The 22,829-nt window shown below is 69.3% G+C and carries 23 protein-coding genes and 1 tRNA gene; 16 read left to right on the plus strand and 8 right to left on the minus strand.

Annotation, left to right across the window (positions count from 1 at the left end):
- Window positions 1-6: 6 nt before the first annotated feature.
- Entirely contained in the window at window positions 7-615 is a 609-nt protein-coding gene (locus tag AC3EO4_RS21425; RefSeq protein WP_431897326.1) for a DM13 domain-containing protein, read from the minus strand.
- Window positions 616-681: 66 nt separating this feature from the next.
- On the opposite strand from AC3EO4_RS21425, the gene AC3EO4_RS21430 reads away from it, so the two are divergent.
- Window positions 682-1,329, plus strand: coding sequence for a GOLPH3/VPS74 family protein (locus AC3EO4_RS21430; RefSeq protein WP_431897328.1), 648 nt, complete (start codon window positions 682-684; stop codon window positions 1,327-1,329).
- Between the two features lie 45 nt (window positions 1,330-1,374).
- Here the strand turns inward: AC3EO4_RS21430 and AC3EO4_RS21435 are convergent, their stop codons facing one another.
- Entirely contained in the window at window positions 1,375-2,619 is a 1,245-nt protein-coding gene (locus AC3EO4_RS21435; protein ID WP_431897330.1) for an LCP family protein, read from the minus strand.
- A gap of 244 nt (window positions 2,620-2,863) precedes the next feature.
- Between AC3EO4_RS21435 and AC3EO4_RS21440 the strand changes: the two genes are divergently transcribed.
- Window positions 2,864-4,195, plus strand: a complete 1,332-nt coding sequence (locus AC3EO4_RS21440; RefSeq protein WP_379572732.1) for a hemolysin family protein — start codon at window positions 2,864-2,866, stop codon at window positions 4,193-4,195.
- Complete coding sequence (locus AC3EO4_RS21445) at window positions 4,192-5,211, plus strand: hemolysin family protein (protein ID WP_379572733.1); 1,020 nt, start codon at window positions 4,192-4,194, stop codon at window positions 5,209-5,211. Before AC3EO4_RS21440 ends, AC3EO4_RS21445 begins: the two co-directional genes overlap by 4 nt.
- Window positions 5,212-5,566: 355 nt before the next feature.
- Here the strand turns inward: AC3EO4_RS21445 and AC3EO4_RS21450 are convergent.
- Window positions 5,567-5,649 (minus strand) — tRNA-Leu (locus AC3EO4_RS21450).
- Between the two features lie 162 nt (window positions 5,650-5,811).
- On the opposite strand from AC3EO4_RS21450, the gene AC3EO4_RS21455 reads away from it, so the two are divergent.
- The 7 genes from AC3EO4_RS21455 (at window position 5,812) to pknB (ending at window position 14,532) form a co-directional block, all read left to right on the plus strand.
- Entirely contained in the window at window positions 5,812-6,552 is a 741-nt protein-coding gene (locus tag AC3EO4_RS21455) for an FHA domain-containing protein (RefSeq protein ID WP_358143740.1), read from the plus strand.
- A gap of 17 nt (window positions 6,553-6,569) precedes the next feature.
- Window positions 6,570-7,040, plus strand: a complete 471-nt coding sequence (locus AC3EO4_RS21460) for an FHA domain-containing protein FhaB/FipA (RefSeq protein ID WP_431897333.1) — start codon at window positions 6,570-6,572, stop codon at window positions 7,038-7,040.
- Window positions 7,037-8,323: a Stp1/IreP family PP2C-type Ser/Thr phosphatase gene (locus tag AC3EO4_RS21465; protein ID WP_379572735.1), complete on the plus strand. Its 1,287-nt coding sequence runs from the start codon at window positions 7,037-7,039 to the stop codon at window positions 8,321-8,323. Before AC3EO4_RS21460 ends, AC3EO4_RS21465 begins: the two co-directional genes overlap by 4 nt.
- A gap of 30 nt (window positions 8,324-8,353) precedes the next feature.
- Window positions 8,354-9,703 (plus strand): FtsW/RodA/SpoVE family cell cycle protein, encoded by a 1,350-nt coding sequence (locus AC3EO4_RS21470; RefSeq protein WP_379573034.1) that lies wholly within the window; start codon window positions 8,354-8,356, stop codon window positions 9,701-9,703.
- On the plus strand, window positions 9,700-11,157 hold the full coding sequence (locus tag AC3EO4_RS21475) for a peptidoglycan D,D-transpeptidase FtsI family protein (protein WP_379572736.1): 1,458 nt from the start codon (window positions 9,700-9,702) through the stop codon (window positions 11,155-11,157). Before AC3EO4_RS21470 ends, AC3EO4_RS21475 begins: the two co-directional genes overlap by 4 nt.
- Window positions 11,154-12,608 (plus strand): serine/threonine-protein kinase, encoded by a 1,455-nt coding sequence (locus tag AC3EO4_RS21480; RefSeq protein WP_431897335.1) that lies wholly within the window; start codon window positions 11,154-11,156, stop codon window positions 12,606-12,608. The genes AC3EO4_RS21475 and AC3EO4_RS21480 overlap by 4 nt, the downstream gene beginning before the upstream one ends.
- An 82-nt stretch (window positions 12,609-12,690) precedes the next feature.
- Entirely contained in the window at window positions 12,691-14,532 is a 1,842-nt protein-coding gene (gene pknB, locus AC3EO4_RS21485) for a Stk1 family PASTA domain-containing Ser/Thr kinase (RefSeq protein WP_379572738.1), read from the plus strand.
- Window positions 14,533-14,769: 237 nt separating this feature from the next.
- Here pknB and AC3EO4_RS21490 read toward each other — a convergent pair whose 3' ends face one another.
- Together AC3EO4_RS21490 and AC3EO4_RS21495 are read right to left on the minus strand one after the other, a co-directional pair.
- Window positions 14,770-15,336 (minus strand): anthranilate synthase component II, encoded by a 567-nt coding sequence (locus tag AC3EO4_RS21490; RefSeq protein ID WP_431897337.1) that lies wholly within the window; start codon window positions 15,334-15,336, stop codon window positions 14,770-14,772.
- 156 nt (window positions 15,337-15,492) lie between these two features.
- The gene (locus AC3EO4_RS21495; RefSeq protein ID WP_379572740.1) at window positions 15,493-16,113 is read right to left on the minus strand and encodes a class E sortase; all 621 of its coding nucleotides are present in this window, start codon (window positions 16,111-16,113) and stop codon (window positions 15,493-15,495) included.
- 130 nt (window positions 16,114-16,243) lie between these two features.
- Between AC3EO4_RS21495 and AC3EO4_RS21500 the strand changes: the two genes are divergently transcribed.
- Window positions 16,244-16,489, plus strand: a complete 246-nt coding sequence (locus AC3EO4_RS21500; RefSeq protein WP_379572741.1) for a cell division protein CrgA — start codon at window positions 16,244-16,246, stop codon at window positions 16,487-16,489.
- A 34-nt stretch (window positions 16,490-16,523) separates the two neighbouring features.
- On the opposite strand, the gene AC3EO4_RS21505 is transcribed toward AC3EO4_RS21500, so the two are convergent.
- Together AC3EO4_RS21505 and AC3EO4_RS21510 are read right to left on the minus strand one after the other, a co-directional pair.
- Window positions 16,524-17,384, minus strand: coding sequence for a rhomboid family intramembrane serine protease (locus AC3EO4_RS21505; RefSeq protein ID WP_379572742.1), 861 nt, complete (start codon window positions 17,382-17,384; stop codon window positions 16,524-16,526).
- Window positions 17,385-17,497: 113 nt separating this feature from the next.
- Complete coding sequence (locus tag AC3EO4_RS21510; protein ID WP_379572743.1) at window positions 17,498-18,034, minus strand: peptidylprolyl isomerase; 537 nt, start codon at window positions 18,032-18,034, stop codon at window positions 17,498-17,500.
- A 264-nt stretch (window positions 18,035-18,298) separates the two neighbouring features.
- Between AC3EO4_RS21510 and AC3EO4_RS21515 the strand changes: the two genes are divergently transcribed.
- Window positions 18,299-18,727: a YtxH domain-containing protein gene (locus AC3EO4_RS21515; RefSeq protein ID WP_379572744.1), complete on the plus strand. Its 429-nt coding sequence runs from the start codon at window positions 18,299-18,301 to the stop codon at window positions 18,725-18,727.
- Window positions 18,728-18,799: 72 nt separating this feature from the next.
- A complete protein-coding gene (locus AC3EO4_RS21520; protein WP_379572745.1) occupies window positions 18,800-19,852 on the plus strand; it encodes an Rv3169 family protein in 1,053 nt (350 codons plus the stop codon).
- A 53-nt stretch (window positions 19,853-19,905) separates the two neighbouring features.
- Here the strand turns inward: AC3EO4_RS21520 and AC3EO4_RS21525 are convergent, their stop codons facing one another.
- A complete protein-coding gene (locus AC3EO4_RS21525) occupies window positions 19,906-20,418 on the minus strand; it encodes a hypothetical protein (RefSeq protein WP_379572746.1) in 513 nt (170 codons plus the stop codon).
- A 121-nt stretch (window positions 20,419-20,539) separates the two neighbouring features.
- On the opposite strand from AC3EO4_RS21525, the gene AC3EO4_RS21530 reads away from it, so the two are divergent.
- Genes AC3EO4_RS21530 through AC3EO4_RS21540 form a run of 3 tightly spaced genes read left to right on the plus strand, consistent with a single transcriptional unit; the run spans window position 20,540 to window position 22,819 of the window.
- Complete coding sequence (locus AC3EO4_RS21530; RefSeq protein WP_379572747.1) at window positions 20,540-21,199, plus strand: response regulator transcription factor; 660 nt, start codon at window positions 20,540-20,542, stop codon at window positions 21,197-21,199.
- Window positions 21,196-22,434, plus strand: coding sequence for an ATP-binding protein (locus tag AC3EO4_RS21535; RefSeq protein ID WP_379572748.1), 1,239 nt, complete (start codon window positions 21,196-21,198; stop codon window positions 22,432-22,434). The genes AC3EO4_RS21530 and AC3EO4_RS21535 overlap by 4 nt, the downstream gene beginning before the upstream one ends.
- A gap of 10 nt (window positions 22,435-22,444) precedes the next feature.
- Window positions 22,445-22,819, plus strand: coding sequence for a Rieske (2Fe-2S) protein (locus AC3EO4_RS21540; RefSeq protein WP_379572749.1), 375 nt, complete (start codon window positions 22,445-22,447; stop codon window positions 22,817-22,819).
- The last annotated feature ends 10 nt before the right edge of the window (window positions 22,820-22,829 follow it).

Consider the following 22,829-nt stretch of genomic DNA (forward strand, 5'->3'; position numbering starts at 1 on the left):
CGCAAGCTACCGGTTTTCCACGGTGAGAGCGGCGGCGCCGAACGACACGCTGAACCGCTTGCACCAGATCGACACGCTGGTGAGCCTGTCCAGGTCGGCGCCGGCGGGGATCGCGTAGTTGGCGTTGCCCTTGTTGCCCTTGAGATGGCCGAGCTCCAGGTACCGGCCGTCGTCGAAGTTGCGCCACGAGTCGGTGACGGGCTGGTCGCTCAGCCACACGCGCAGGTCGGGGCCGTCGGAGGCGGCCAGGCGCTCGATGCGCAGCACCCGCCTCCCGTCGGGGAGCCTGAGCACCTTGGCGACACCCGAGGTCCTGTGCTCATGGGTGACGAAGGCTCCGGACCGGAGCACGGTCGCCTCGGGAGCCGCGCCGGCCTGGCCGGGGCTCAGGCTCGCCTGCCCCTCTGGCCGCGGTCCCTGGGACGGTCGCGCTCCCTGGGACGGCCGGCTCGACGCCGCCGGTGGCGAGCCCGCCGACGGTACGGCGCCCCCGACGGGGAAGGGCTCGTTCACCTCGACGGTGGTGAAGAGCCGCCACGGCTGGAACAGATACATCGCGACCCCGAAGACCACCGCCACGGCGGTCCAGGTCAGCGGATGGCGCAGGAGTTTCATGTGTCCACATGACCACGCGACGGCGCTCGCAACGCTTACGGACCCCTTACGACGTAGGGTCGAGCCATGACCGTCACCATCGCCGAAGAGATCCTTCTGCTCGCCTACCGCGAGGAAGACGGCAGGCAACTGATCGGCTCCACCGAGCTGGGGGCCGCGCTGGGCGGTGCCGTACTGGCCGAACTGGCCGTCGAGGGCAGGATCGAGCTGTCGCAGAAGAGGGTCGTCGTGAAGGAGGCCGCCGGAGGCGGCGACACCGATCTCGACGCCGCGCTGGCCCGCATCGCGGAGGACGGCAAGGAGCGCAAGCCCGCCTGGTGGGTCGCCAAGATCGGCACCAGCAAGCTGAAGAACCGCCTGCTGACCAAGCTGGCCGACACCGGCGTCCTGACGCAGGAGCGCGGCAAGGTGCTCGGCGTCTTCCCCACGACGCGCTGGCCCGAGGCCGACGGCAGCGTGGAGGCCGAGGTCCGCGGGCGGGTGGCGAGCGCGCTGGCCGGCGCCGACCCCGACGCGCGTACGGCGGTGCTGATCGCGGTCATGCACGCCTGCAAGCTGGACCGCAAGGCCTTCCCGGGGGCGAGCAAGGAACGGATCAAGGAGATCACCGAGGGCGAGTGGGCCGGCGAGGCGGTCGCCAAGACCATCGCCGACATCAACGCGGTCATCATGATCGCCGCGACCACAGCCGCCATCAGCGCCGCCTCGGGCTGACCCCGATGGCGCACCCGCCCCGCGAGGTCGCCGGGGCGGGCTCGCTCAGCCCTTGTCGAGGGCGTCCTTCGGGACCGGCTTGTCCTCCTTCAGGGCGTCGAACAGCTGGGTGGCCCGTGCGCTGTCCCACTTGACCGCCTGCCCGCCCGCGACGCTCTCGTTGCCGCCGAACGGCACCACGGTCGTCACAGGGTCGCCCCCCATCGCCAGCCCGAGCGACAGCAGGTCGAACGCGCCGGTCGACCCGTCGACCTGCACCGCGTCCGTGGCGCCGATCGCCAGCGGGATCGAGGTGAACGGGTTGATCAGCACGCCGGGGCTGGCCGCCTTCTTCACGACCGCACTGAGGAACTGCCGCTGCCGCTTGGTCCGCTCGAAGTCGGGCAGCGCTCCGCCCTTCCTGGTGCGGACGTAGCCGAGCGCCGTGCCGCCGTCCATCTCCTGGCAGCCCTTCTTCAGCTTGAGTCCCGCCTTGGGGTCGTTGATCGCGTTCTTGACGCAGATCTCCACGCCGCCCACCGCGTCGACGATGCCGACGAACCCGGCGAAGCCGACCTCCATGTAGTTGTCGATCCTGATGCCGGTGACGTTCTCGACCGTGCGGGTCAGCAGTTGCGGCCCGCCGATGGCGAAGGCCGCGTTGAGCTTGTTGCGCCCCTGGCCCGGGATGCTGACCGCGGAGTCGCGGGGCAGGCTGACCAGGGTGGGCCGGTCGCCGCCGTCGGGGATGTGCAGCAGCATCATCGAGTCGGTGCGCCGGCCGACGGCTCGACCGGTGGCGAGCTTCCTGCGGTCGGCCGCCGACAGGCCCTCGCGGCTGTCGGAGCCGACGAGCAGCCAGTTGGTGCCCGGAGTGTCGGCGGGGCGGCCCGTGTAATCGTCGAGCACGCGTTCGACGGTCTTGATCCGCCCGTTGATCCAGAAGAACCCGACCACGGCCAGCACGAGCAGGACGGCGACCAGGGCAGCGATGATCTTCAGGATCGTCGCGCCCCTGATCCTGCCGCGCAGCCGGGGTCCTCGTGGCTCACGCGGCTCACGGGGCTCCTTCGGCGGCTTGCCGAGGGGCCGGACAGGGCCGCCGCCCGAGCGGGGCTTGCCGTACACGCGGGAGGAGGAGGGGCGCGGCTGCTCGGGCGTGGGCGGCTGCTCGTTGACCCTGGTGGGCTCCGAGCCGGGCATCTGGTGTGCGGGAGCGCCGCCCGAGCGCAGCGGGCCGTCCTGCCGTCTGGGAAGCGGGCGGGCATCACCTGGCGAGCGCATGGCCCTGGTGCGATCGTCCTCGGTCACGTCGTTTTCTCCCCCTCGCTATGGATTCGACGGTACTTCGTAGCTCTCACCAGTGCAGACTGCTCACCAAGGTTTTCCCATGGAAAAGTACGCAGACAAGAGCCTGAGTCCCTCCGGAAACATCTGACGCCACCTCGGTCGTTACGGTTTCATGGACGACCTCGACCGAAAGGATGATCGTGTCCGCTCCGGACCCGTGGAGTACTAGCCCGTGCATCCGCACGGGACCCTCTGAGAGCTCGAAATGAGCGCTTATCTCGGCCTTCTTGCCCTGTTTCTCCTCACCGCCGCGACCGGTTACTTCGTCGCCCAGGAATTCGCCTTCGTCGCCGCCGACAGGGCGCAGCTGCGCGAGCAGGCCAACGCCGGTGACGCGGCCGCCGAACGGGCGCTGCGGGTCACCTCACGTCTGTCGTTCATGCTCTCCGGCGCGCAGCTCGGCATCACCGTCACGGCCCTGCTCGTCGGTTTCCTCGCCGAACCCGCGATCGCGACCCTCGTCCGGCCGCTGCTCGGCGACCTGCCCGTGGCCGTCTCCGTGGCCATCGGCGTCTTCGTTGCGACCGTCGTCCAGATGGTGCTGGGCGAGCTCACCCCGAAGAACCTGGGCATCGCCAGGCCCGAACCCGTGGCCAAGTTCCTCAGCCGTTCGACGTTGATCTACCTGACGATCGCGGGCCCGGTCATCAAGCTGTTCGACTCCGCCGCCACCGGCCTGTTGCGCCGCGTCGGTGTCGAGCCGGTGGAAGAGGTGGAGCACGGCGCGACCCCCGAGGAGCTGTCCAGGATCATCGCCGAGTCGACCCAGGCGGGCGAGCTGCCGCCGCGGCTGTCCGACCTGCTGGAGCGGGCGCTGGAGTTCGGCGACCGCATCGCGGAGGAGGCGATGGTCCCCAGGCCCCGCGTGATCGTGCTGCGCGACGACCACACGATCGCCGACCTCATCCGGACGATGAGGGCGTACGGCCACTCGCGCTACCCGGTGCTCGGCCCCGAAGGCGACGTGGTGGGTGTGACGGGCGTGCGCGAGCTGCTGGCCTCCGGCCTGGAGGACGGCCTCATCAGCGCCATCACCCGGCCCGCGCTGCTCGTCCCCGACTCGCTGCCCCTGCCGCTCGTGCTGGAGCAGATGCGCGCCGCCAAGGACGACCTCGTCTGCGTCATCGACGAGTACGGCGGGCTCGCCGGTGTCATGACCATCGAGGACCTAGCCGAGGAGCTGGTCGGCGAACTCGTCGACGAGAACGACCCCGAGCCCGTCGGCGCGATCGAGCGCCCCGGCGGCGTCTGGGACGTGCCCGGCACGCTCAGACTGGACGAGGTCGAGCGGGCCACGGGCATCGCCCTTCCCGAGAGCGACGACTACGACACCGTCGCGGGCCTCGTGCTCGCGCGGCTGGGCAGAATGGCCGAGCCCGGCGACAGGGTGACCGTGGAGCTGGTCAACGACCCCGACCCGTTCGAGGACGACACGCCCGAGTCGAAGGCCGTCCTCACCGTGCTGTCCCTGCAGCGCCGCGTTCCCGAGTGGGTACGGCTCGCCCCTGCCCCGCACCCGGCGGAGGTGGGCAAGTGAACCCGCTCACCATGATCGTCGTCAGCGTCGCGCTGCTGGTCTTCAACGCGCTGTTCGTGGCCGCCGAGTTCGCCTTCGTGTCGCTGCGCCGGCACCGCCTGGAGGAGATCGCCTCCGGCAGCGGCAGGCTGACCAGGTTCGTCGCCAAGTCGGCGGTCGCCGGCGCCAAGCAGCTGTCGCTCATGCTGGCGGGCGCGCAGCTCGGCATCACGCTCTGCACGCTCGGCCTCGGCATGGTGACCGAGCCGGCGATCGAGCACTACCTGGAGCCGGTCTTCGGCTGGATGGGCATGCCCGCGGGCCTGCGGGTGCCGATCTCGCTGACCATCGCGCTGGCCCTGATCACGTTCCTGCACATGGTCGTCGGCGAGATGGCGCCCAAGTCGTGGGCGCTGACCCACCCCGAGGCGGCCGCGATGCTGCTGGCAGCGCCCTTCCGCGCCTTCACGTGGCTGATGCGCCCGCTGCTGTGGGCGCTGAACGGGCTCACCAACGTGATCCTGCGCCTGTTCGGGGTGCACGCCCGCGACGAGCTGGCCACCACCAGGACGCCCCGCCAGCTGGCCCTGCTGGTCGGCGAGTCGGGCCGGATGGGCCTGCTCGACCGTGACGAGCACGACCTGCTGACCAGGGCGCTGCGGCTGGAGGCCGAGGGCATCGAGCGGCTCATGGTGCCGATCGACAGGGTCGTCATGGTGCCGGCCGGCGCGCGTTCCGACCAGATCAAGCGGGTCGCGGGCCAGAGCGGGCACCTGCGGCTGCCGGTCGGCACGCCGTCCGACGTCAAGGGCGCGCTGCACGCGCGCGACGCCGTGCTCCGTTCCGACGCGACGGCCGGGGAGCTGGCCAGGCCGCTGCCGCGCCTGCCGTGCGTCACGCAGGTGCCGGAGGCCGTGGCCGCCCTTCAGGACGCCAGGGCGCACCTGGGACTGGTCACCGCCGCCGACGGGTCGGTCATCGGCATGGTGAGCCTCAGCGACCTGCTCGGCGAGCTGCTGGACACCAGAGCGGCATGACGTGAGCCCTCCGGCCTCCCGAAGCGGGAGGCCGGAGGGTGTCCGTTGCCCGCACCTCTGGATGGCTACACACTGACATGACCGATCAGCGAAGAGTGTCGGATACATGGCACATGCGAGAGAAGTGAGGCTTGCCACCCTCGCGACGCGCGGATCACACCAATCGCTCAGCTCTCAGCGAAACAGCGAAAACCGCGAAATGGTCTTGTAAGCGACATGAAAGCGGGCTGCAAGGGGCGTCAGGTACTGTTTCCCACGCAGGCGCAGGCCGCGACCAAAAAAGAAGCCCCGGCTCTTGCGAACCGGGGCTCTGCTTCGTCAATGTGGGTCCACCGAATTACCTCGGTGACCGGAGTGGGCGAGGAGGGATTTGAACCCTCACGTCCTTTCGGACACACGGACCTGAACCGTGCGCGTCTGCCGTTCCGCCACCCGCCCTTGTGGGTGCGGAGAAACAGTAGCACGGATCAGACGCTGGTACCGAACCCGGATACGATCGCATCAAGACGCGGAAAGAAGAGCTGGGTGCAAGAGAGCGACTCAGGAGCCACCGGCACCCCAGCGACCGCGACGATATGCACGGAGGAAGGGAGGTACCCGGTGGGAGTCCTTCAGCGCTTCGAGCGAAGGCTCGAAGGCTTGGTTGAGGGGGCCTTTGCGCGGGCGTTCAAATCTGACCTTCAGCCGGTCGAGGTCGCCAGCGCCGTACAGCGGGAGATGGACGAGCGGGCCGCCATCGTGGCTCAGGGCCGGACGCTCGTGCCCAACGACTTCGTGGTGGAGCTGTCGACGACCGACGCCGAGAGGCTCGAGGTCTACGCCGACAGCATCAGCCACGAGCTGGCCAACCTCGCCAGGGAGTACGCCAAGGAACAGGGCTACTCCTTCGTGGGACCGGTCCGGGTTCGTTTCGAAACGGCCAACGACCTCGCGGTCGGGCTGTTCCGCATCCGCTCGGGGGTCATCAGGGGGGCGACGGTCGAGCAGGACGAGATCCGCCAGCCCAAGAGCGACCTGCCGGCCTCGAGGCCGGGGGCGTTCGGGGGCAGGCCGAGACTGCTCGTCTCGACGCAGGACGACCCGCAGGGCGACCGCTCCTACGAGCTGACCACTCCGGTGACCTTGCTAGGAAGGGGCACCGACTGCGATCTTCGTCTTGTCGATCCAGGCGTCTCCAGGCACCACGCGGAGCTGCGCGTCGAGGGTCCGCAGGTCGTTCTCGTCGACCTCGGGTCCACGAACGGCACTTTCGTCAACGGCCAGCCGGTACGCAGGATCGAGCTCCAGAACGGCACTCGTGTCACCCTGGGGCGCACGACTCTGGTGTTCCGGCGCGATTAGGGGTAGACAAACGGTCCATGTCCGAGCTCACGCTGCTGCTGATCCGGCTCGCCTTCCTGGCGGTGCTGTGGTTCTTTGTCATTGCCGCAGTAGGGGTGATCCGGACAGACCTGTTCGGTTCACGCACCGCTCCCGCGGCTCCACGGGCCAAGGCGGCGAGTCCCAAACCGGTCGCCAAACCCAAGAGCAAGAAGGGGGAGCCGCGCCAGCTGGTCGTCACGGGCGGCCCCCTGCAGGGCACCACCATCAATCTCTCGGAGACGCCCATCACCATCGGCAGGGCCAACGACGCCACGCTGGTCGTGACCGACGACTACGCTTCCAGCCGGCATGCCCGACTCTTCCCTCAGGACGGTCAGTGGATCGTGGAAGATCTTGGCTCAACCAACGGCACGTATCTCGACCGCTCGAAAGTCACCCGCCCGACTCCGGTACCGCTCGGTGTTCCGATCCGTGTCGGCAAGACAGTCATTGAATTGCGCAAATGACCATCGCACTCCGCTACGCCGCCCGCTCGGACGTCGGCCTCCTTCGCGAAGGGAACGAGGACTCGGCGTACGCTAGCGGCCGCCTGCTCGCCGTCGCCGACGGCATGGGCGGGCACGCACACGGCGAGGTGGCGAGCTCCGTCGCCATCGCCGCAATGGCCTCTCTGGAAGAGAGCCAACAGGGGGGTGACCTGCTCAACGCCATCGAGGCAGCGGTGCGCGAAGCCAACCGCAAGCTCCACGAGATGGTCGGGCGGGATCCCAGCCTCAAGGGCATGGGCACCACTCTCACCGCGATGCTCTGGAACGGCACCCAGGTCGCGCTGGTGCACGTCGGCGACTCGCGCGCCTACCTGCTCAGACGCGGGGAGCTCTACCAGATCACCCACGACCACACGCTCGTCCAGCAGCTGGTGGACGACGGGCGGATCACCCCTGAGGAAGCGGCGACGCATCCGCAGCGGTCCATCCTCCTGCGAGCGCTCGACGGGAGCGGTGAGGTCGATCCCGACCTCACGCTGCGCGAGGCCCAGCTCGGCGACCGATATCTGCTCTGCTCCGACGGGCTGTCGGGGGTGGTGAGCGCCGAGACGTTGCACGCGACGCTCACCAACATCGACGACCCTGAAGAGGTCGTTCGCCAGCTCATCGACCTGGCGAACAGGGGCGGTGGCCCCGACAACATCACGTGCGTCCTCGCGGACGTGGTCGATCTCGCCGAGAGCCCTCAGGTGCCCACCGAGGCGGCGGTGGTCGGCGCGGCGGGCATGAGCCGCCGATCGAGCTCCCCAGGAGAACCGGCGGGGCGAGTGAGCGCGGTGACCGCACCCCAGCCGGTGATCACCGACGACGATGACGACTACCCGGGCGCCGAGGCGTCAGGGCGTCGCGTCAAACGTCGTCGCGTGTGGCCCGTGCTGGTCTCCGTGCTTGGTGTGGCCGCTGTTGCCGCCGGTGCCGGCGGCTACTTCGGCTGGCAGTGGGTTCAGGACCAGTACTTCGTCGGAGCCAGGGGCGACGAGGTGGTCGTTTTTCGCGGAGTGCAGCAGGAGGTGGGCCCGATCCAGTTCTTCGAGGTGATCAAGCCCACCGGCCGCAAGCTCTCCGAGCTGTCCTCCACCGAGCAGGCGCTGGTGAAGGACGGCATCAAGGTCGCCAGCGAGCTCGAAGGCGTCACCAAGATCAACAGCTTGAAGTTCAACGCCACCGAGCAGCAGAAGGCCAGCGAGCCCAAAGCCTCGGCCACCCCGTCCTCCTCCCCGACCAAGACGAGGTCCCAGTAGGTGAGCGAAGTGGTCGCGACCCCCGTCCCCATGCCCGCCAAACGGCGCGCGGCACAGCTGTTCATGCTGGCCGGCGCCGTGGCGATCGTCATGGGGGCCTACGCCAACGTCGGCCTGGCCGTCGACGGCGCCATCCCCGCAGGCATGCTGACGTACGGACTGAGCCTCGGCGGCATCATGCTGGCCGCCTACCTCGTCCTGGCCAAGTTCGCCCCATGGGCGGACCCGCTGATCCTCCCGCTCGTCACGCTGGTCAACGGCCTCGGCCTGGTGATGATCTACCGGCTGGAAGCCGCGGGACAGGACGGCGCCTCGGCCACCAACCAGATCGTCATGACCGGCGTCGGTGTCGTGCTCTTCACCGTGACGCTGATCGTGCTGCGCGACCATCGAGCGCTGCAGCGCCTCACCTACACCGCGGGCTTCGTCGGCCTGGTCCTGCTGATCTCGCCGCTCACTCCCGGCCTCGGACGCACCATCAACGGCGCCCGCATCTGGATCGGCATCGGCGGCTTCAGCATCCAGCCCGCCGAGTTCGCCAAACTGGCCCTGGTGGTCTTCTTCGCCGGCTACCTGGTGGCCAAGCGCGACGTGCTGGCGCTGGCAGGGCGGCGGCTGCTGTTCATCGACCTGCCGCGCGCCCGCGACCTCGGGCCCATCCTCATCACCTGGGCCGTCGCGATCGGCGTCCTGGTGTTGCAGCGCGACCTGGGCTCCTCGCTGCTGCTGTTCGGCGGCTTCGTCGTGATGCTCTACATCGCCACGCAGCGCACCTCGTGGGTGCTGATCGGCATCCTGCTGTTCGTGGGCGGCGCGTTCATCGCGGGCCAGCTCTTCAGCCACGTGGGCGACAGGTTCGACGTGTGGCTGAACCCGGGCAGCACGGAGTTCTACGACCGGCCGTTCGGCGGCAGCTTCCAGCTCATGCAGGGACTGTTCGGCATGAGCGCGGGCGGCATCCTCGGCACCGGGCTCGGCCAGGGCCACCCCGAGCTGATCCCGCTGGCCTTCTCCGACTTCATCTTCGCCGCCACGGGCGAGGAGCTCGGCCTCACGGGTCTGATGGCGCTGCTGCTCATCTACGCGCTCATCGTGGAGCGCGGCCTGCGCACCTCGATCGCGGCCCGCGACCCGTTCTCCAAGCTGCTGGCGGGCGGCCTGTCGTTCATCCTCGCCTGGCAGGTCTTCATCATCGTCGGCGGCGTCACCAATCTCATCCCGCTGACCGGCCTCGTCACGCCGTTCATGTCGCAGGGCGGTTCGGCGCTGCTCGCTAACTGGATCCTTATCGCCCTTTTGGTACGCATGTCTGATGCCGCCCGACGCCCCCCGCCCCAGGCGATCCAGGACGAAGGACTGACGCAGGTGTTCCAGCGATGAACGGGCCTCTCAAGCGCGCGGCCGTGGCATGCCTGGTCATGTTCGGGCTGCTCATGCTAAACGTGAACTACGTGCAGGCGCTCAAGGCCGAGAGCCTGAGCTCCGACGCCAGGAACAAGCGCAACTTCTTCGACCGCTACGAGGTGCAGCGCGGCCGCATCACGGCCGGCGGCACGATCCTCGCCCAGTCGGTCGAGCAGAAGAAGGGCGATTTCCGCTTCATCCGCGAGTACCCGGATGGCAAGGTGTTCGCGCACGTCACCGGCTACTTCTCGCCGGAGAGCACGTCCGCGATCGAGCGCAGCGAGAACGGCTACCTCGACTCGTCCCATCCCGACCTGCTGCTGCGCAGGAGCATCGACCTGTTCACCGGCGAGCCCACGCGCGGCGCCAACGTCGAGGTCACGATCAACCCCAAGGCGCAGAAGGCGGCCCACGAGGCGCTGTCGGCGAGCGGCAAGAGGGGCGCGGTCGTCGCGCTGAACCCGAAGACGGGCGCGATCCTGACCATGGTCTCCCTGCCCACGTACGACCCGAACGTGCTGTCGGGCACCGACCCCGGCAAGGTCTTCTCCGCCTACAACAAGCTCGACAAGGACAAGGCCAACGGCCCGCTCGTCAACAGGGCCATCAACCGGACCTACCCGCCGGGCTCCACCTACAAGGTGGTGACGGCGGCGGCGTTCCTCGAGGACGACTCCAGCCGCGACGGGCAGACCATCGTGCCAGCTCCCCAGGTGCTCGATCTGCCCAACACCACGGCCGACCTGCCCAACTCGGGCGGCGCGGCCTGCGGCGGCGGCCAGGTGCCGCTGGTGTACGCGCTGGAGCGCTCGTGTAACACGCCGTTCGGCAAGATCGGCATGGACCTCGGCTACGACCGGATGGCCGAGCAGGCCAAGAAGTTCGGCGTCGGCGAGCCGCTCTCGATCCCGATGGGCGTGTCCGACAGCAACATCGGACCCAAGGAGGACGACGCGGCTCTCGCGCAGGCCTCCATCGGCCAGCGCAGCAACCAGATGACGCCGCTGGAGATGGCCATGATCGCCGCAGGCATCGCCAACGACGGCAAGGTCATGAAGCCCTACCTGGTGCAGAAGATCACCGACGCCAAGAACGACACCGTCGACGAGGCCGAGCCCGAGGAGCTCACGGAGGCCGTCAGCGCTGACACCGCCGCCAAGCTCAGGCAGATGATGGTCAGCGTGGTCAACAACGGCACCGCCAACCTGGCGCAGATCCCCGGTGTCGAGGTCGGCGGCAAGACGGGCACCGCGCAGACCGTCCAGGGCAAGGCGCCGCACGCCTGGTTCATCTCCTTCGCGCCCGCCACGGACCCGCAGGTCGCGGTCGCGGTCATCGTGGAGTCGGGCAGCGCGGGCACCGAGGCCTCTGGCGGGCACACCGCGGCCCCGATCGCCAAGGCCGTGATGGAGGCGGTGCTCGCGAAGTGACCTCCCCCAGCCGCAGGCTCGGCGAGCGCTACCTCCTGGTGTCGCGCATCGCCGTCGGCGGCATGGGCGAGGTCTGGCGAGGCAAGGACGAACTACTCGGCCGCGAGGTCGCCGTCAAGATCATGAGGGGCGGAGTGGCGGCCGACCCGTCCTTCCTGGCCCGCTTCCGCAACGAGGCGAGGATCACCGCGGGCCTGGCCGATCCCGGCATCGCCCAGGTCTTCGACTACGGCGAGCAGAGCGATGTCGCCTACCTCGTGATGGAGCTGGTGCCCGGCGAGCCGCTGTCGGCCATCCTGGCGCGCAACGGCGCGCTCGGGCCCGAAGTGGCGCTCGACGTGATCCACCAGACCGCCAAGGCGCTGCAGGCGGCGCACACGGCGGGCGTCATCCACCGCGACATCAAGCCGGGCAACCTGCTCGTGACCCGCGAGGGCACGATCAAGGTGACCGACTTCGGCATCGCCCGCGCGGTGGAGGCCGCGTCCGTCACCCAGACGGGCACCGTGCTGGGCACGGCCCAGTACGTCAGCCCCGAGCAGGCGCAGGGCCTGCCGCTGACGCCCTCGACCGACCTCTACTCGCTCGGCGTGGTGGCGTACGAGTGCCTGGCGGGCAGCACGCCCTTCCACGCCGACAACCAGGTGGCGATCGCGCTCCAGCACCTCAGCGCGACTCCCCCGCCGCTGGACCCCTCGATCCCCGCGCCGGTGCGCGGCCTGGTGATGGCGCTGCTGTCGAAGGAGCCGTCGATGCGTCCCGCGAGCGCGCGGGAACTGGCGGACAGGGCCGCCGTGCTGCGCCAGTCGCTGCTGAGCGCCGACGACTACGGCACCGAGCTGCGCACGCTGACCGACCCCGCCGGGTTCCGCGTCAACCCGCGGCTCGGTGACGGGGACCGCACGGATCCGGGGTACGGCACGCCCGACACGACCCCCGACCCGGCCAGGCCGTACGGCGGCACGCCCACGCCCGTGCCTCTCGCCGCGGCCGCGTACGGTGACGAGGGGGCGATGACACGGGTCTCCGCGCCCGCGCGGCGGCGCAGGCGGCGCACCACGGTGCTGGTCGCGACGGCGGGCTGCGCCGCGGCCGTCGGACTCGGGACATTTGCTATTGCCAATTACGGCCCTAGCCAAACCCCCAACGTGACGGAACCCACACAAACCATCGAAACCCCGCCGTCCGTGAAGCCGAGCAGGACCAAGACACCGCCACGCCGCCCCGCCACGGTTCCGCCGAGGACCGCTCGGCCGGTACCCTCACGGTCAGCTACGGTAAGCACGTCGGCTTCTCCCACACAGCGGCCGACGCCGACGAAGACGCCAAAGCCGACCCCGACACCGACACCGACGCCCACCCCAACGCCCACCCCCACCCCGACGCCAACAGTGACACCGACCGGCTCCCCCGACCCAGGCGAAACCATCCCGCCGAACGAGGAGACGTGATGCGTCGAGGGGTCGATGATGGACACTGGCGGCCCGCGAGCCGGCCGGTACCCAAGATGAACGGTAAGGGACAGTGCAGGAAATGACTCAGCCTCGGCTACTCGGAGGTCGCTACGAGCTCGACGGTGTCGTCGGGCGCGGCGGCATGGCCGAGGTGTATCGCGCACGAGACATCCGACTGGACCGCATCGTGGCGATCAAGACGCTTCGGGCCGACCTCGCGCGTGACCACACCTTCCAGGCCCGCTTTCGCCGGGAGGCCCAGTCCGCGGCGTCGCTGAACCATCCGGCCGTCGTCGCGGTCTACGACACCGGCGAGGACAACAGCGACGGCGCGCCCGTGCCGTACATCGTGATGGAGTACGTCGACGGCCGCACGCTGCGCGACCTGCTGCGGGCCGACAGGCGGCTGCTGCCCGAGCGCGCGGTCGAGCTGGTCGACGGCATCCTCAGGGCGCTGGACTACAGCCACCGCGGCGGCATCGTGCACCGCGACATCAAGCCGGCCAACGTGATGATCACCCGCAACGGTGACGTCAAGGTCATGGACTTCGGCATCGCCCGCGCGATGGCCGACTCGGCCGCCACGATGACGCAGACGGCGCAGGTGATAGGGACCGCCCAGTACCTCTCGCCCGAGCAGGCGAGGGGCGAGCGGGTCGACGCCCGCAGCGACATCTACTCCACCGGGTGCGTGCTGTACGAGCTGCTGACGGGACAGCCGCCGTTCACCGGTGACTCCCCTGTCGCGATCGCCTACCAGCACGTGCGCGAGGAGCCCATCCCGCCGTCGCAGATCGACCCCGAGATTCCCAAGTGGGCCGACGCGATCGTGCTCAAGGCGATGGCCAAGGACCCCGCCCAGCGCTACCAGAGCGCGGGCGAGATGCGGGCCGACATCCAGCGCGCGATGACCGGCATGCCGGTCGAGGCGCAGACGATGACCATGGTCGGCAACTACGGCGCCGGCACCCGCACGATGGCCGCCACCCAGGGCGCGGGACCCGCGACGCAGCGCACCGGGGCGATCCCGCCCTACGAGTACGGCGACGGCGGCGAGCCCACCCGCGGCGGCAGGCGGCGGGCGAGCGGCGGCGGCAACACGGCGCTGAAGACCGTGGCGTGGATCCTGGTCCCGCTGCTGATCATCGGCGCGTTCGTCTTCGTCGGCTACAAGTTCCTGGCCTCGGGAGGCGGCACGTCCGCGGCGGCGCAGATCACTGTTCCGCCGCTGGCCACGCAGACCCAGGAGGACGCCGAGGCCAAGCTCACCTCGCTCAAGCTGAAGTTCACGGTGACCGAGGAGCCCGACCCCGAGGTCGAGAAGGGCGTGGTCATCAGCTCCGAGCCGGCGGCCGGCACCAAGGTGGACGAGGGCGCCACGATCGCGCTCAAGGTGTCCACAGGCCCGGAGAAGGTCAAGGTGCCCGATGGCCTGATCGGCGCCTCGCCGGAGGAGGCGAGGGCCGCGCTGGACGCCGTGGGGCTGGAGGGCGTGGTCACGCCGACGGTCTCCTCCAGGGAGCAGGACAAGGTCTTCGACACCAAACCCAAGGCGGGGGCGGAGGTCGAGAAGGGCACCTCGGTCAAGCTGTACGTGCCCAAGGCCCAGGTGCCTGTGCCCGGCGTGGTCGGCAAGACGCAGGAGGACGCCGAGCGGGAGCTGAAGGCCGAGGGCTTCAGGGTGAAGGTGGTGTCGCAGGCGAGCGACCAGCCTGCCGGCACGGTCATCACGCAGAGCCCTGAGGCGGGCAGCCCGCAGAACCAGAAGACGACGGTCACGATCGTGGTCTCGACGGGGCCCGAGCAGCAGCCGACCGAGCAGCCGTCGTTCCCGCCGTCTGAGGAGCCGACGGACATCCCGACCGACCCGGCGACCGAGGATCCGGGCGACACAGGCGAGCCGCCAGACCTCGGCCCGTGATCTCAGGACGGCCCCCTCCCCGCACTCCCGGGCGAGGGGGCCGTCCCTTTTCCCGCCACGGGCGGCCATGGAAAACGTCCCCGCCGCTCGCGGGCGGACATGGAAAACGTCCCCGCCGCTCGGGGGCGGACCGAACGCCGTGGACGTTCACCACCGGTAGACATGGAAAACGTCCCCGCCGCTCGGGGGCGACGGCGGGGACGTTCATTCCTTAAGTCGTTCGGCGGCGGCGTGGTGTTACACGATCGACGACAGCCAGTTGGCCAGCAGCCGGTGGCCGTGCTCCGACAGCACCGATTCGGGGTGGAACTGCACCCCTTCGATGGGCGCGGTGCGGTGCCTGAGCCCCATGATGGTCCCGTCGTCGGTCCACGCGCTCACCTCCAGCTCGTCGGGCACCGTCTCCGGCCGTACGGCGAGCGAGTGGTAGCGCGTCATCGTCACGGGCGAGGGCAGCGACGCGAACACTCCCCGGCCGTCGTGCGTGATGGCGCTGGTGCGCCCGTGCATGAGTTCGGGGGCCCTGGACACGACCGCGCCGTACGCCACTCCGATCGCCTGGTGGCCGAGGCACACGCCGAGCAGCGGCTTGCCCGTGGCGGCGGCGTGCAGGACGAGGGGTACGCTCACCCCGGCCGCCTCGGGTGTTCCCGGGCCTGGGCTCACCAGGACGCCGGCGTAGTCGTCGGCGTCCTCCACCCGCACCACGTCGCGCGGCCGCACCTCGCAGGCGGCGCCCAGAGAGCGCAGGTACTGCACGATGGTGTGGACGAAGCTGTCGTGGTTGTCCACTACCAGGATCATTTGCGGACGGTCACCTCATCCAGCGTCACTGCGGGCTCGAGTAGAGGAAAGACGACATACCAGAGTACGACTCCCGCCAAGGCGACCAGAACGAGGGCTGTCACGAGTCGCCGCCCGACGCCGCCGGGCAGGTGCCGCCAGATCCAGCCGTACATGTCAGGCCTTTCTCGGCTCGGTCGACTTGAGCACGCCGTAGACGATGAGCCGCTGGGCCGCGGAGTACTCGGGATGGCAGGTCGTCAGGGTGATCATCGCTCTGATGGCGTTGATGTCGGGTTTTCCCGGCACGGGGGCGAGGATCTCCACCTCGTCGGGCTCCACGACGTCCTGTGAGGTGACGCGGTAGGTGTAGCGGGCCTCGCGGGCGTCCACGATGATCTCGTCGTCGCGTCGCAGCTCGTCGATGCGGTTGAAGGGCGCCGCGTAGGTCGTGCGGTGGCCCGACAGGACGAAGTTGCCGACCTGGCCGGGCATCGCGGAGCCCGGGTAGTGGCCAGGCCCCTTCTTCAGGTGTTCGGCGTCGACGCCCTCGATCACGGCGTACCGGTAGTCGTCGCCCAGCCTGGGGATGCTCAGCATGGCCACGGCGTTCCCCAGCGTGATCTTGTCGAGGCGGGCGGGGTCGTCGCCCCGCTCCTCGGCGAGCTGCCGCTGGAGCAGCAGCTGCTGGCGCTGGGTGTAGGCGCCGGTGCCCCACAGCAGGTACGCGCAGAAGAGCAGCATGGCCAGGCCCGCCGTGATGCTCAGCTCTCCGACCGTCCGCAGCAGTGCCCTCACGTGGCCAGGGTATGCAGACGCGCGGTGGATGCCGGGGATCGCCATGTTCCGCGCGTGGCGACTATCCTGGTCGGACCAGAGAGCCTGGGGACTATCCGGATGGCCCCCGGCCGCCAGCAGGAGTTATCCCGTGCCCAAGCCGAAGACGCGCAAGAAGGCGGTCTACACGCCGCCGCAGAAGTCGCAAGAGGTCAAGATCAGCCCGCGGTGGCTGGCGCCGACCATGGTCGTGTCGTGGATCATCGGGATCCTGTGGATCGCGATCTACTACGTGGCCCCCCAAGCGCCCCTGATCGGGACGCTCTCCAACTGGAACCTGCTGATCGGGTTCGTTTTCATCATCTTCGGTGTGGTGCTTTCCACCCGCTGGCGTTAGTACTTTCCACAGGTTTTCCACAGGCTGGGGAAAGTCAGGACAGCAGCGAGGTCGCTCGCACGATCGTGAGAGCGGCGAGGATCGCGAACCCCCCCAGGAGCGCCAGTGCCTGATACAGGGCGCGGTTGTTCCTGGGGGCGTAGACCAGCGCGCCCGCCAGCACGGCGCCGGTGAGCAGGCCGCCGACGTGAGCGGTCCAGCTGATGCCGAGGCCCGTGACCGCGGGCACCACGAACGTGATCACCAGGTTGAGGATGATGACGGTCGCGATGCCGCGCACGTCGAGCTTGAGCTTGCGGCCCACGATGAAGATCGCCGCGAACAGGCCGAAGACGGCGCCCGACGCGCCGACGGTGGCCACTCTGAAGTCGTCGAACCACAGGCTCATGACCGAGCCGCCGAGCGCGCTGAGCAGGTAGAGCGCGGCGAACCTGATGTGCCCGAACGCGCGTTCCAGGTAGGGCGCGATCGCGTAGATCGCCCAGGCGTTGAACAGCACGTGGAAGATCAGCCCTGTGGAGTGCGCGAAGGCGCTGGTGATCATCCGGTAGTACTCGCCCTGGGCGACCACGTAAACCGTGTTCATCTCGAGGGCGGCGCCGAGCCTGTCGCCGGTGAGGAGCTGGCCGACGAACACCAGGGCGATGAGGCCGAGGATCGTGTAGGTGACGTACGGCGTGGTGACGACGGCGCCGCCGAAGACCGACTGAGCCTGCCGTACCGTCCTGTTGCCCTCGGCCACGCACTCGGGGCACTGGAAGCCCACGGCCGCGTCGCGCATGCAGTCGGGGCAGATGGGCCTTTCGCAGCGCTGACAGCGCACCCACGTCTCCCGCCCAGGATGGCGGTAGCACGTGGGCACGGTCTCCTGGGGGCTGGGCGGCTGGCTGGTCATGAGGGGCCTTTCTCGTCCACTGACCGCCAGCCTACTCATCGGGAACGTGCGCGCTGGACCGTCAGAGACGACAACCTCACGTTCCTTTCGAGCCGAGCTTCCCAGCCCGCCTGTCAGCCCTCGACGCGCTCGATCGTGACCGACTCCAGGACGACGTCGTCGGCGGGACGGTCCCGGCGGTCGGTCTGCGTCTTGGCGATCGCGTCGACGACGTCCTGCCCCTCGATGACCTCGCCGAAGATGGAGTGCTTGCGGTTGAGGTGCGGCGTCGGCACCACGGTGATGAAGAACTGCGAGCCGTTGGTGCCCTTGCCGGCGCGGACACCGGCGTTGGCCATGGCCAGCAGGTACGGCTTGTTGAAGACGAGCTCCGGGTGGATCTCGTCGTCGAACTCGTAGCCAGGGCCGCCGATGCCCTGGCCGAGCGGGTCGCCGCCCTGGATCATGAATCCGTCGATGACGCGGTGGAAGATCGTGCCGTCGTAGTAACGACCCGTGCTCTTCTCGCCGGTGCCGGGGTGCGTCCACTCCTTGGAGCCCTCGGCGAGCTCCACGAAGTTGCGAACCGTCTTCGGCGCCTTGTTCGGGAAGAGTTCGATCTTGATGAGACCGCGATTGGTCTGCAGGTTTGCGATCAGCTTCTCAGCCACGAGACAGCTGCCCCCCTCTATGCACAGGGTCTGGTATGTGATGGTTTGGATGGCACGGCCGCTGGGGCCGCTCAAGCATCCTCCCACGGCTCGTCATGATTGAGCCGCCTTGTACCGGGAAGGTCACGCTGCGGGGCCCCAACGACAGGGGAGGTTGTCGTGTCCCTGACACTCAGAAAGCGCCACGTCATAATCGAGATGCCCGTGACGTGGATGGGCCGAATGAAGGCCCAGGCTGTGCGAGCCGGAGGTCGGCTCGCCCCGATGGCGGACCAGGCCAAGGTGGTCGCCGCGCATCGGATCGAGGATGCACGTTACTGGGCGGCACCCAGACTAGAGGACGCCGCCCATCGGGTCGAGGATCAACTCGCCCCGCGGGTCAGTTCGATGCTGAGCCAGGCGGCCAGCAGGATCGACCCGACGCCGGCAAGGTCTCGCCGGTGGCCGATCCTGGCCCTGCTGACCGGGATGGCGCTGGGCGCGGCGGGCTACATGTTCTACCGCCGCAACGCCCAGCAGTGGACCGACCACATGAAGGACTCCGCCACTGACGCCTCTCGCTGGGTCGGTGAACGCGCGGACCGGGCCGCCGACAAGGTGTCGTCCAGCGCGGACCAGGCGGCAGGCAAGGTCTCGTCCAACGCGGACAAGGCGGCGGACAAGGTCGACGAGGCCACGCGGAAGATGTCCTGACGGGTGTGACGCGGCCGTGCCACGCGCGCGGCCGCGTTGACCTCTAACCAAGCGCTTGCTACAACGAAGCGCATGAGCCTGTCACCGCTGGACGACTTCCCCATTCATCAGGCCCCTCAGGTCATGCGCCACGTCGCGACCTCCGATCGCAACTTCTACGATCGCTACTACTTCAACTGCCACCCGGGCACGGACGAGCTCATGCTCATCGTCGGCCTCGGGCAGTACCCCAACCTCGGCGTCACCGACGCCTTCGCCTGTGCCCGCCGTACGAACCTGCACCGGGTGGTCCGAGCCTCCCGCGAGCTCGGATCCGACCGCATGGACACCACGGTCGGCCCGTTCAGGATCGAGGTCATCGAAGGACTCAAGCGGCTCAGGGTGATCCTCGAGCCGAACGAGCATGGCCTTGCCTTCGACCTCACGTGGACGGGCACGATCCCGGCCACGCTCGAACCGCGCCACTTCGTGCGCTGGCAGGAGCGGGTCGTCTTCGATTCGGTACGGCTGGCACAGACAGGCCGCTGGTCGGGCACCATCGTGGTCGGCGACGACGAGATCCCCGTCGACGGATGGCAGGGCACCAGAGACCGTTCATGGGGCATCAGGCCCGTGGGCGAGCCCGAGCCGCCCGGCATCCAGGTCAAGAACCCCGGCACGTTCTACTGGCTCTACGCGCCCATGCAGTTCGACGACCACGCGATCCTCTGCATCATCCAGGAGGACCACAAGGGTCGCAGGGTGCTGGAGGAAGCCGTCAGGGTGTGGTCGGACGGCCGGGAGGAGGAGTACCTCGGCCGCCCCGGCTACCACCCCGTCTACGCCCCCGGCACCCGCGACGTCGTGGAGGCGACGATCACCTTCGACAAGATCGAGGTGCGGTGCACGCCGATCCTGCCCGTCCACCTCATGGTCGGCACCGGCTACGGCCTGGAGCCCGACTGGAAGCACGGCATGTACCAGGGCGGCGAGCCCGTGGTCCAGGGGGTGACCTACACGCTGCCCGAGGACGCCGGCCGCATGTGGGGCATGGTGGACGCGGTCGGGCGTTTCGAGTACGACGGGCAGGTCGGCCACGGACTCTTCGAGTACTGGGCGCTCGGCCCGCACCCGTCCTTCACCTGAGCCCTGCCGTACCGGACCCCCATGACCGGTGCGGCGGGGCCCCGCTCACCTGGTCACTTGGCGGTGCAGGTGATGGTGATGGCCTTGGTGGCGTCGCCGTCGGGGGCGGTGGCGGTGGCGGTGGCGGTGGCGGCGATCGAGACGTCGTCCTTGATCTCTCCAACCTTGATCTGGCCGGCCTTGATCTCGCCCGCCTCCACCCCGGGGGCGGGGGTCGCGGGGACGGCCTCGGTGGTCTCTGTGGCCTCGCTCCAGCGCTCGACGGCCACGGCGCCTTCGGGCAGGGGCTTGCCGTCCGTGGACTGCGCGTCCACCCGGATCGTCGCAGCGGGCTCCGTGGCCGCCGCGGACTGGTCGTCCGCGGACAGGTGGGCCTCGCCCCCCTTGCCGGGCTCGATCCTGACCGCGCGGACCGCTTCGGTGAACTCGAAGGTCTTGCCGTCGCTCGTCACGCAGGTGCCCTTGGCGGGCGGCTCGTCCGAGGAGGCGTTGGCCGATCCGGCGAGACCCCCGGCGAACAGCACGGCACCCACGGCAACAAGAGCGGCGATACGTCGCTTGAACACTTCCATCTCCTTCGCTTGAACGGAACGACCGCAGCCTCGCCCACCGAACCTGAAGGCACACTGAACGCAGCCGAAATGATCTTCAGGTTGGCTTTAGGTCGCGTCAGGCACCCTGAACACCGTGCGAGTACTACTGGTCGAGGACGAGAAGAGGCTGGCCGACCTCGTCAAGGGCGGCCTGGCAGGCGAGGGCTTCGCGGTCGACGTCGCCTACGACGGCCGCGACGGCCTGTGGATGGCCTCGGAGAACGACTACGACGCGATCGTCCTGGACGTCATGCTGCCCAGGCTGAACGGGTACGCGCTCTGCGCGAAGCTCCGCGAGGCGGGCAACTGGACGCCGATCATGATGCTCACCGCGAAGGACGGCGTCTACGACGAGGCGGAGGCGCTCGACACCGGCGCCGACGACTACCTCGCCAAGCCTTTCTCCTACGTCGTCCTGGTGGCCAGGCTCCGCGCCCTCGTCAGGCGCGGCGGCAGGGAGCGGCCGGTGTCGATCACCGTGGGGGACCTGACCGTCGACCCCGCGGGCATGCGCTGCCGCAGGGGCGGCGTCGAGATCGCGCTCACCCCCAAGGAGTTCGCCGTGCTGCACGGGCTGGCGCGCAGGGCGGGCGAGGTGGTCTCCAAGAGCGAGCTGCTCGCCCAGGCATGGGACTTCAGCTACGAAGGCGACCCCAACATCGTCGAGGTCTACGTCAGCGCGCTGCGCCGCAAGATCGGCCCTGGCGTGATCGAGACCGTCAGGGGCGCGGGCTACCGGTTGGAGGCGGCGTGATCCTCTCGTCCGTACGGCTGCGCGCCACGATCGCGGCCACCCTCGTCGTCGCCGCCGCGCTCGGCGTCGCCACGGCCGTCCTGGTCGCCTCGCTGAAAGGCAGCCTGGAGGCCAGCGCCAACGCCGAGGCGGCCAGGAAGGTCGTCGCCGCGATGCCGCTGGCCGTCGAAGCGAGACCCGCCGACAGCCTCACCTTCACCACCGACCCCGACGTCCAGGTCACGGCCAGGATCCAGTCGGCCCCCTGGGAGACGACGACGCCGGGCGACTACGCCGTCGCGACCATGGCCGTGACCACCGAGGAGGGCGCCACCAAGACCATCTGGGGCCGCGCCTCCCTGGAGGGGGCGGAGCAGGCGCTGCGGACCCTGAACGGACTCCTGCTGCCCGGCGTGCCGCTCCTGCTGGCCGTGGTCGCAGGCATGACGTGGTTCTCCGTCGGCAGAGCACTGGCCCCCGTGGCGGCCATCAGGGCGAAGGTCGCCGACATCACCGCCCGCGACCTGCACCAGCGGGTGCCCGTCCCCGAGTCGGGCGACGAGATCGCCGGACTCGCCACCACCGTGAACGGCACGCTCGACCGGCTGGAGACGGCGGTCGAGCGGCACAAGCAGTTCGTCGCCGACGCCGCGCACGAGCTGCGCAGCCCGATCGCGACGCTCCGGGCACGGCTGGAGCTGGCCGAGCCCACCGACCTGTCGACCGAGGCGCTGGCCGACGTCGACCGGCTCCAGCGGCTGGCCGGCGACCTCCTGCTGCTGGCCAGGCTCGACGCGGGCGAGCCGCTCAAGGCCGAGGAGATCGACCTCGGCCAGGTCGTCGCCGAGGAGAGCCTCCGCCCGGGAGCCGCCGTCTGCCTGGACATCAGCCCCGACGTCGTCATCAACGGCTCGCGCGGGCACCTGTCCCGGCTGGTCACCAACCTCGTGGACAACGCCGTACGGCACGCGGCGACGACCGTCGAAGTCCGGGTGCGCGAGACGGACGGCGAGGCGGTCCTCGAGGTGCTCGACGACGGCCCTGGGATCCCGCCCGAGCACAGGGAGGCGGTGTTCGACCGCTTCACCAGGCTGGACGAGGCCAGGGCCAGAGACGGTGGAGGGGTCGGGCTCGGCCTGCCGATCGCCAGGGACATCGCGACGCTGCACGGCGGGACGCTTGCCGTACGAGACGGGGGGTTCATCGCGCGGTTCCCGATGAACCGGATGAGTCCGGCGTACGTGAAATCTCTGTGAGGAGGCACGAATGATCACACGTCGGGCACTGATCATCAGAGGTGGAGCGGCGGGCACGGGGGCGCTGTTCCTGTGGACGACACCGGCCGAGGCCGCGGCAGGACCCGTCCTGAGCAAGACCAGGAGCATCCCGGTCGGCGGCGGGAAGATCCTCAAGGGCAAGTACGTGGTGACGCAACCGTCCAAGGGCACGTTCAGGGCGTTCAGCGCCATCTGCACGCATCAGGGATGTACGGTGGCCGGCGTCAGCGGCGGGACGATCAACTGTCCCTGCCACGGCAGCAAGTTCAGCATCTCGACGGGCGCGGTCGTCAGGGGGCCCGCCAAGCGGCCGCTCACCCGCAAGAAGATCAAGGTGTCCAAGGGCGTGATCAGCCTGGCCTGACCTCTCGGTC

Source organism: Nonomuraea sp. bgisy101 (assembly GCF_057708945.1).

Excerpts from the sequence above, each read along its gene's own strand:
- AC3EO4_RS21520 (WP_379572745.1), top strand. The coding sequence starts at position 18,800 with ATGAGCCTGTCACCGCTGGACGACTTCCCCATTCATCAGGCCCCTCAG.
- AC3EO4_RS21425 (WP_431897326.1), bottom strand. The coding sequence starts at position 615 with ATGAAACTCCTGCGCCATCCGCTGACCTGGACCGCCGTGGCGGTGGTC.
- AC3EO4_RS21490 (WP_431897337.1), bottom strand. The coding sequence starts at position 15,336 with ATGATCCTGGTAGTGGACAACCACGACAGCTTCGTCCACACCATCGTG.
- pknB (WP_379572738.1), top strand. The coding sequence starts at position 12,691 with ATGACTCAGCCTCGGCTACTCGGAGGTCGCTACGAGCTCGACGGTGTC.
- AC3EO4_RS21440 (WP_379572732.1), top strand. The coding sequence starts at position 2,864 with ATGAGCGCTTATCTCGGCCTTCTTGCCCTGTTTCTCCTCACCGCCGCG.
- AC3EO4_RS21465 (WP_379572735.1), top strand. The coding sequence starts at position 7,037 with ATGACCATCGCACTCCGCTACGCCGCCCGCTCGGACGTCGGCCTCCTT.
- AC3EO4_RS21475 (WP_379572736.1), top strand. The coding sequence starts at position 9,700 with ATGAACGGGCCTCTCAAGCGCGCGGCCGTGGCATGCCTGGTCATGTTC.
- AC3EO4_RS21505 (WP_379572742.1), bottom strand. The coding sequence starts at position 17,384 with ATGACCAGCCAGCCGCCCAGCCCCCAGGAGACCGTGCCCACGTGCTAC.
- AC3EO4_RS21470 (WP_379573034.1), top strand. The coding sequence starts at position 8,354 with ATGCCCGCCAAACGGCGCGCGGCACAGCTGTTCATGCTGGCCGGCGCC.
- AC3EO4_RS21430 (WP_431897328.1), top strand. The coding sequence starts at position 682 with ATGACCGTCACCATCGCCGAAGAGATCCTTCTGCTCGCCTACCGCGAG.
- AC3EO4_RS21540 (WP_379572749.1), top strand. The coding sequence starts at position 22,445 with ATGATCACACGTCGGGCACTGATCATCAGAGGTGGAGCGGCGGGCACG.
- AC3EO4_RS21515 (WP_379572744.1), top strand. The coding sequence starts at position 18,299 with ATGGCGGACCAGGCCAAGGTGGTCGCCGCGCATCGGATCGAGGATGCA.
- AC3EO4_RS21460 (WP_431897333.1), top strand. The coding sequence starts at position 6,570 with ATGTCCGAGCTCACGCTGCTGCTGATCCGGCTCGCCTTCCTGGCGGTG.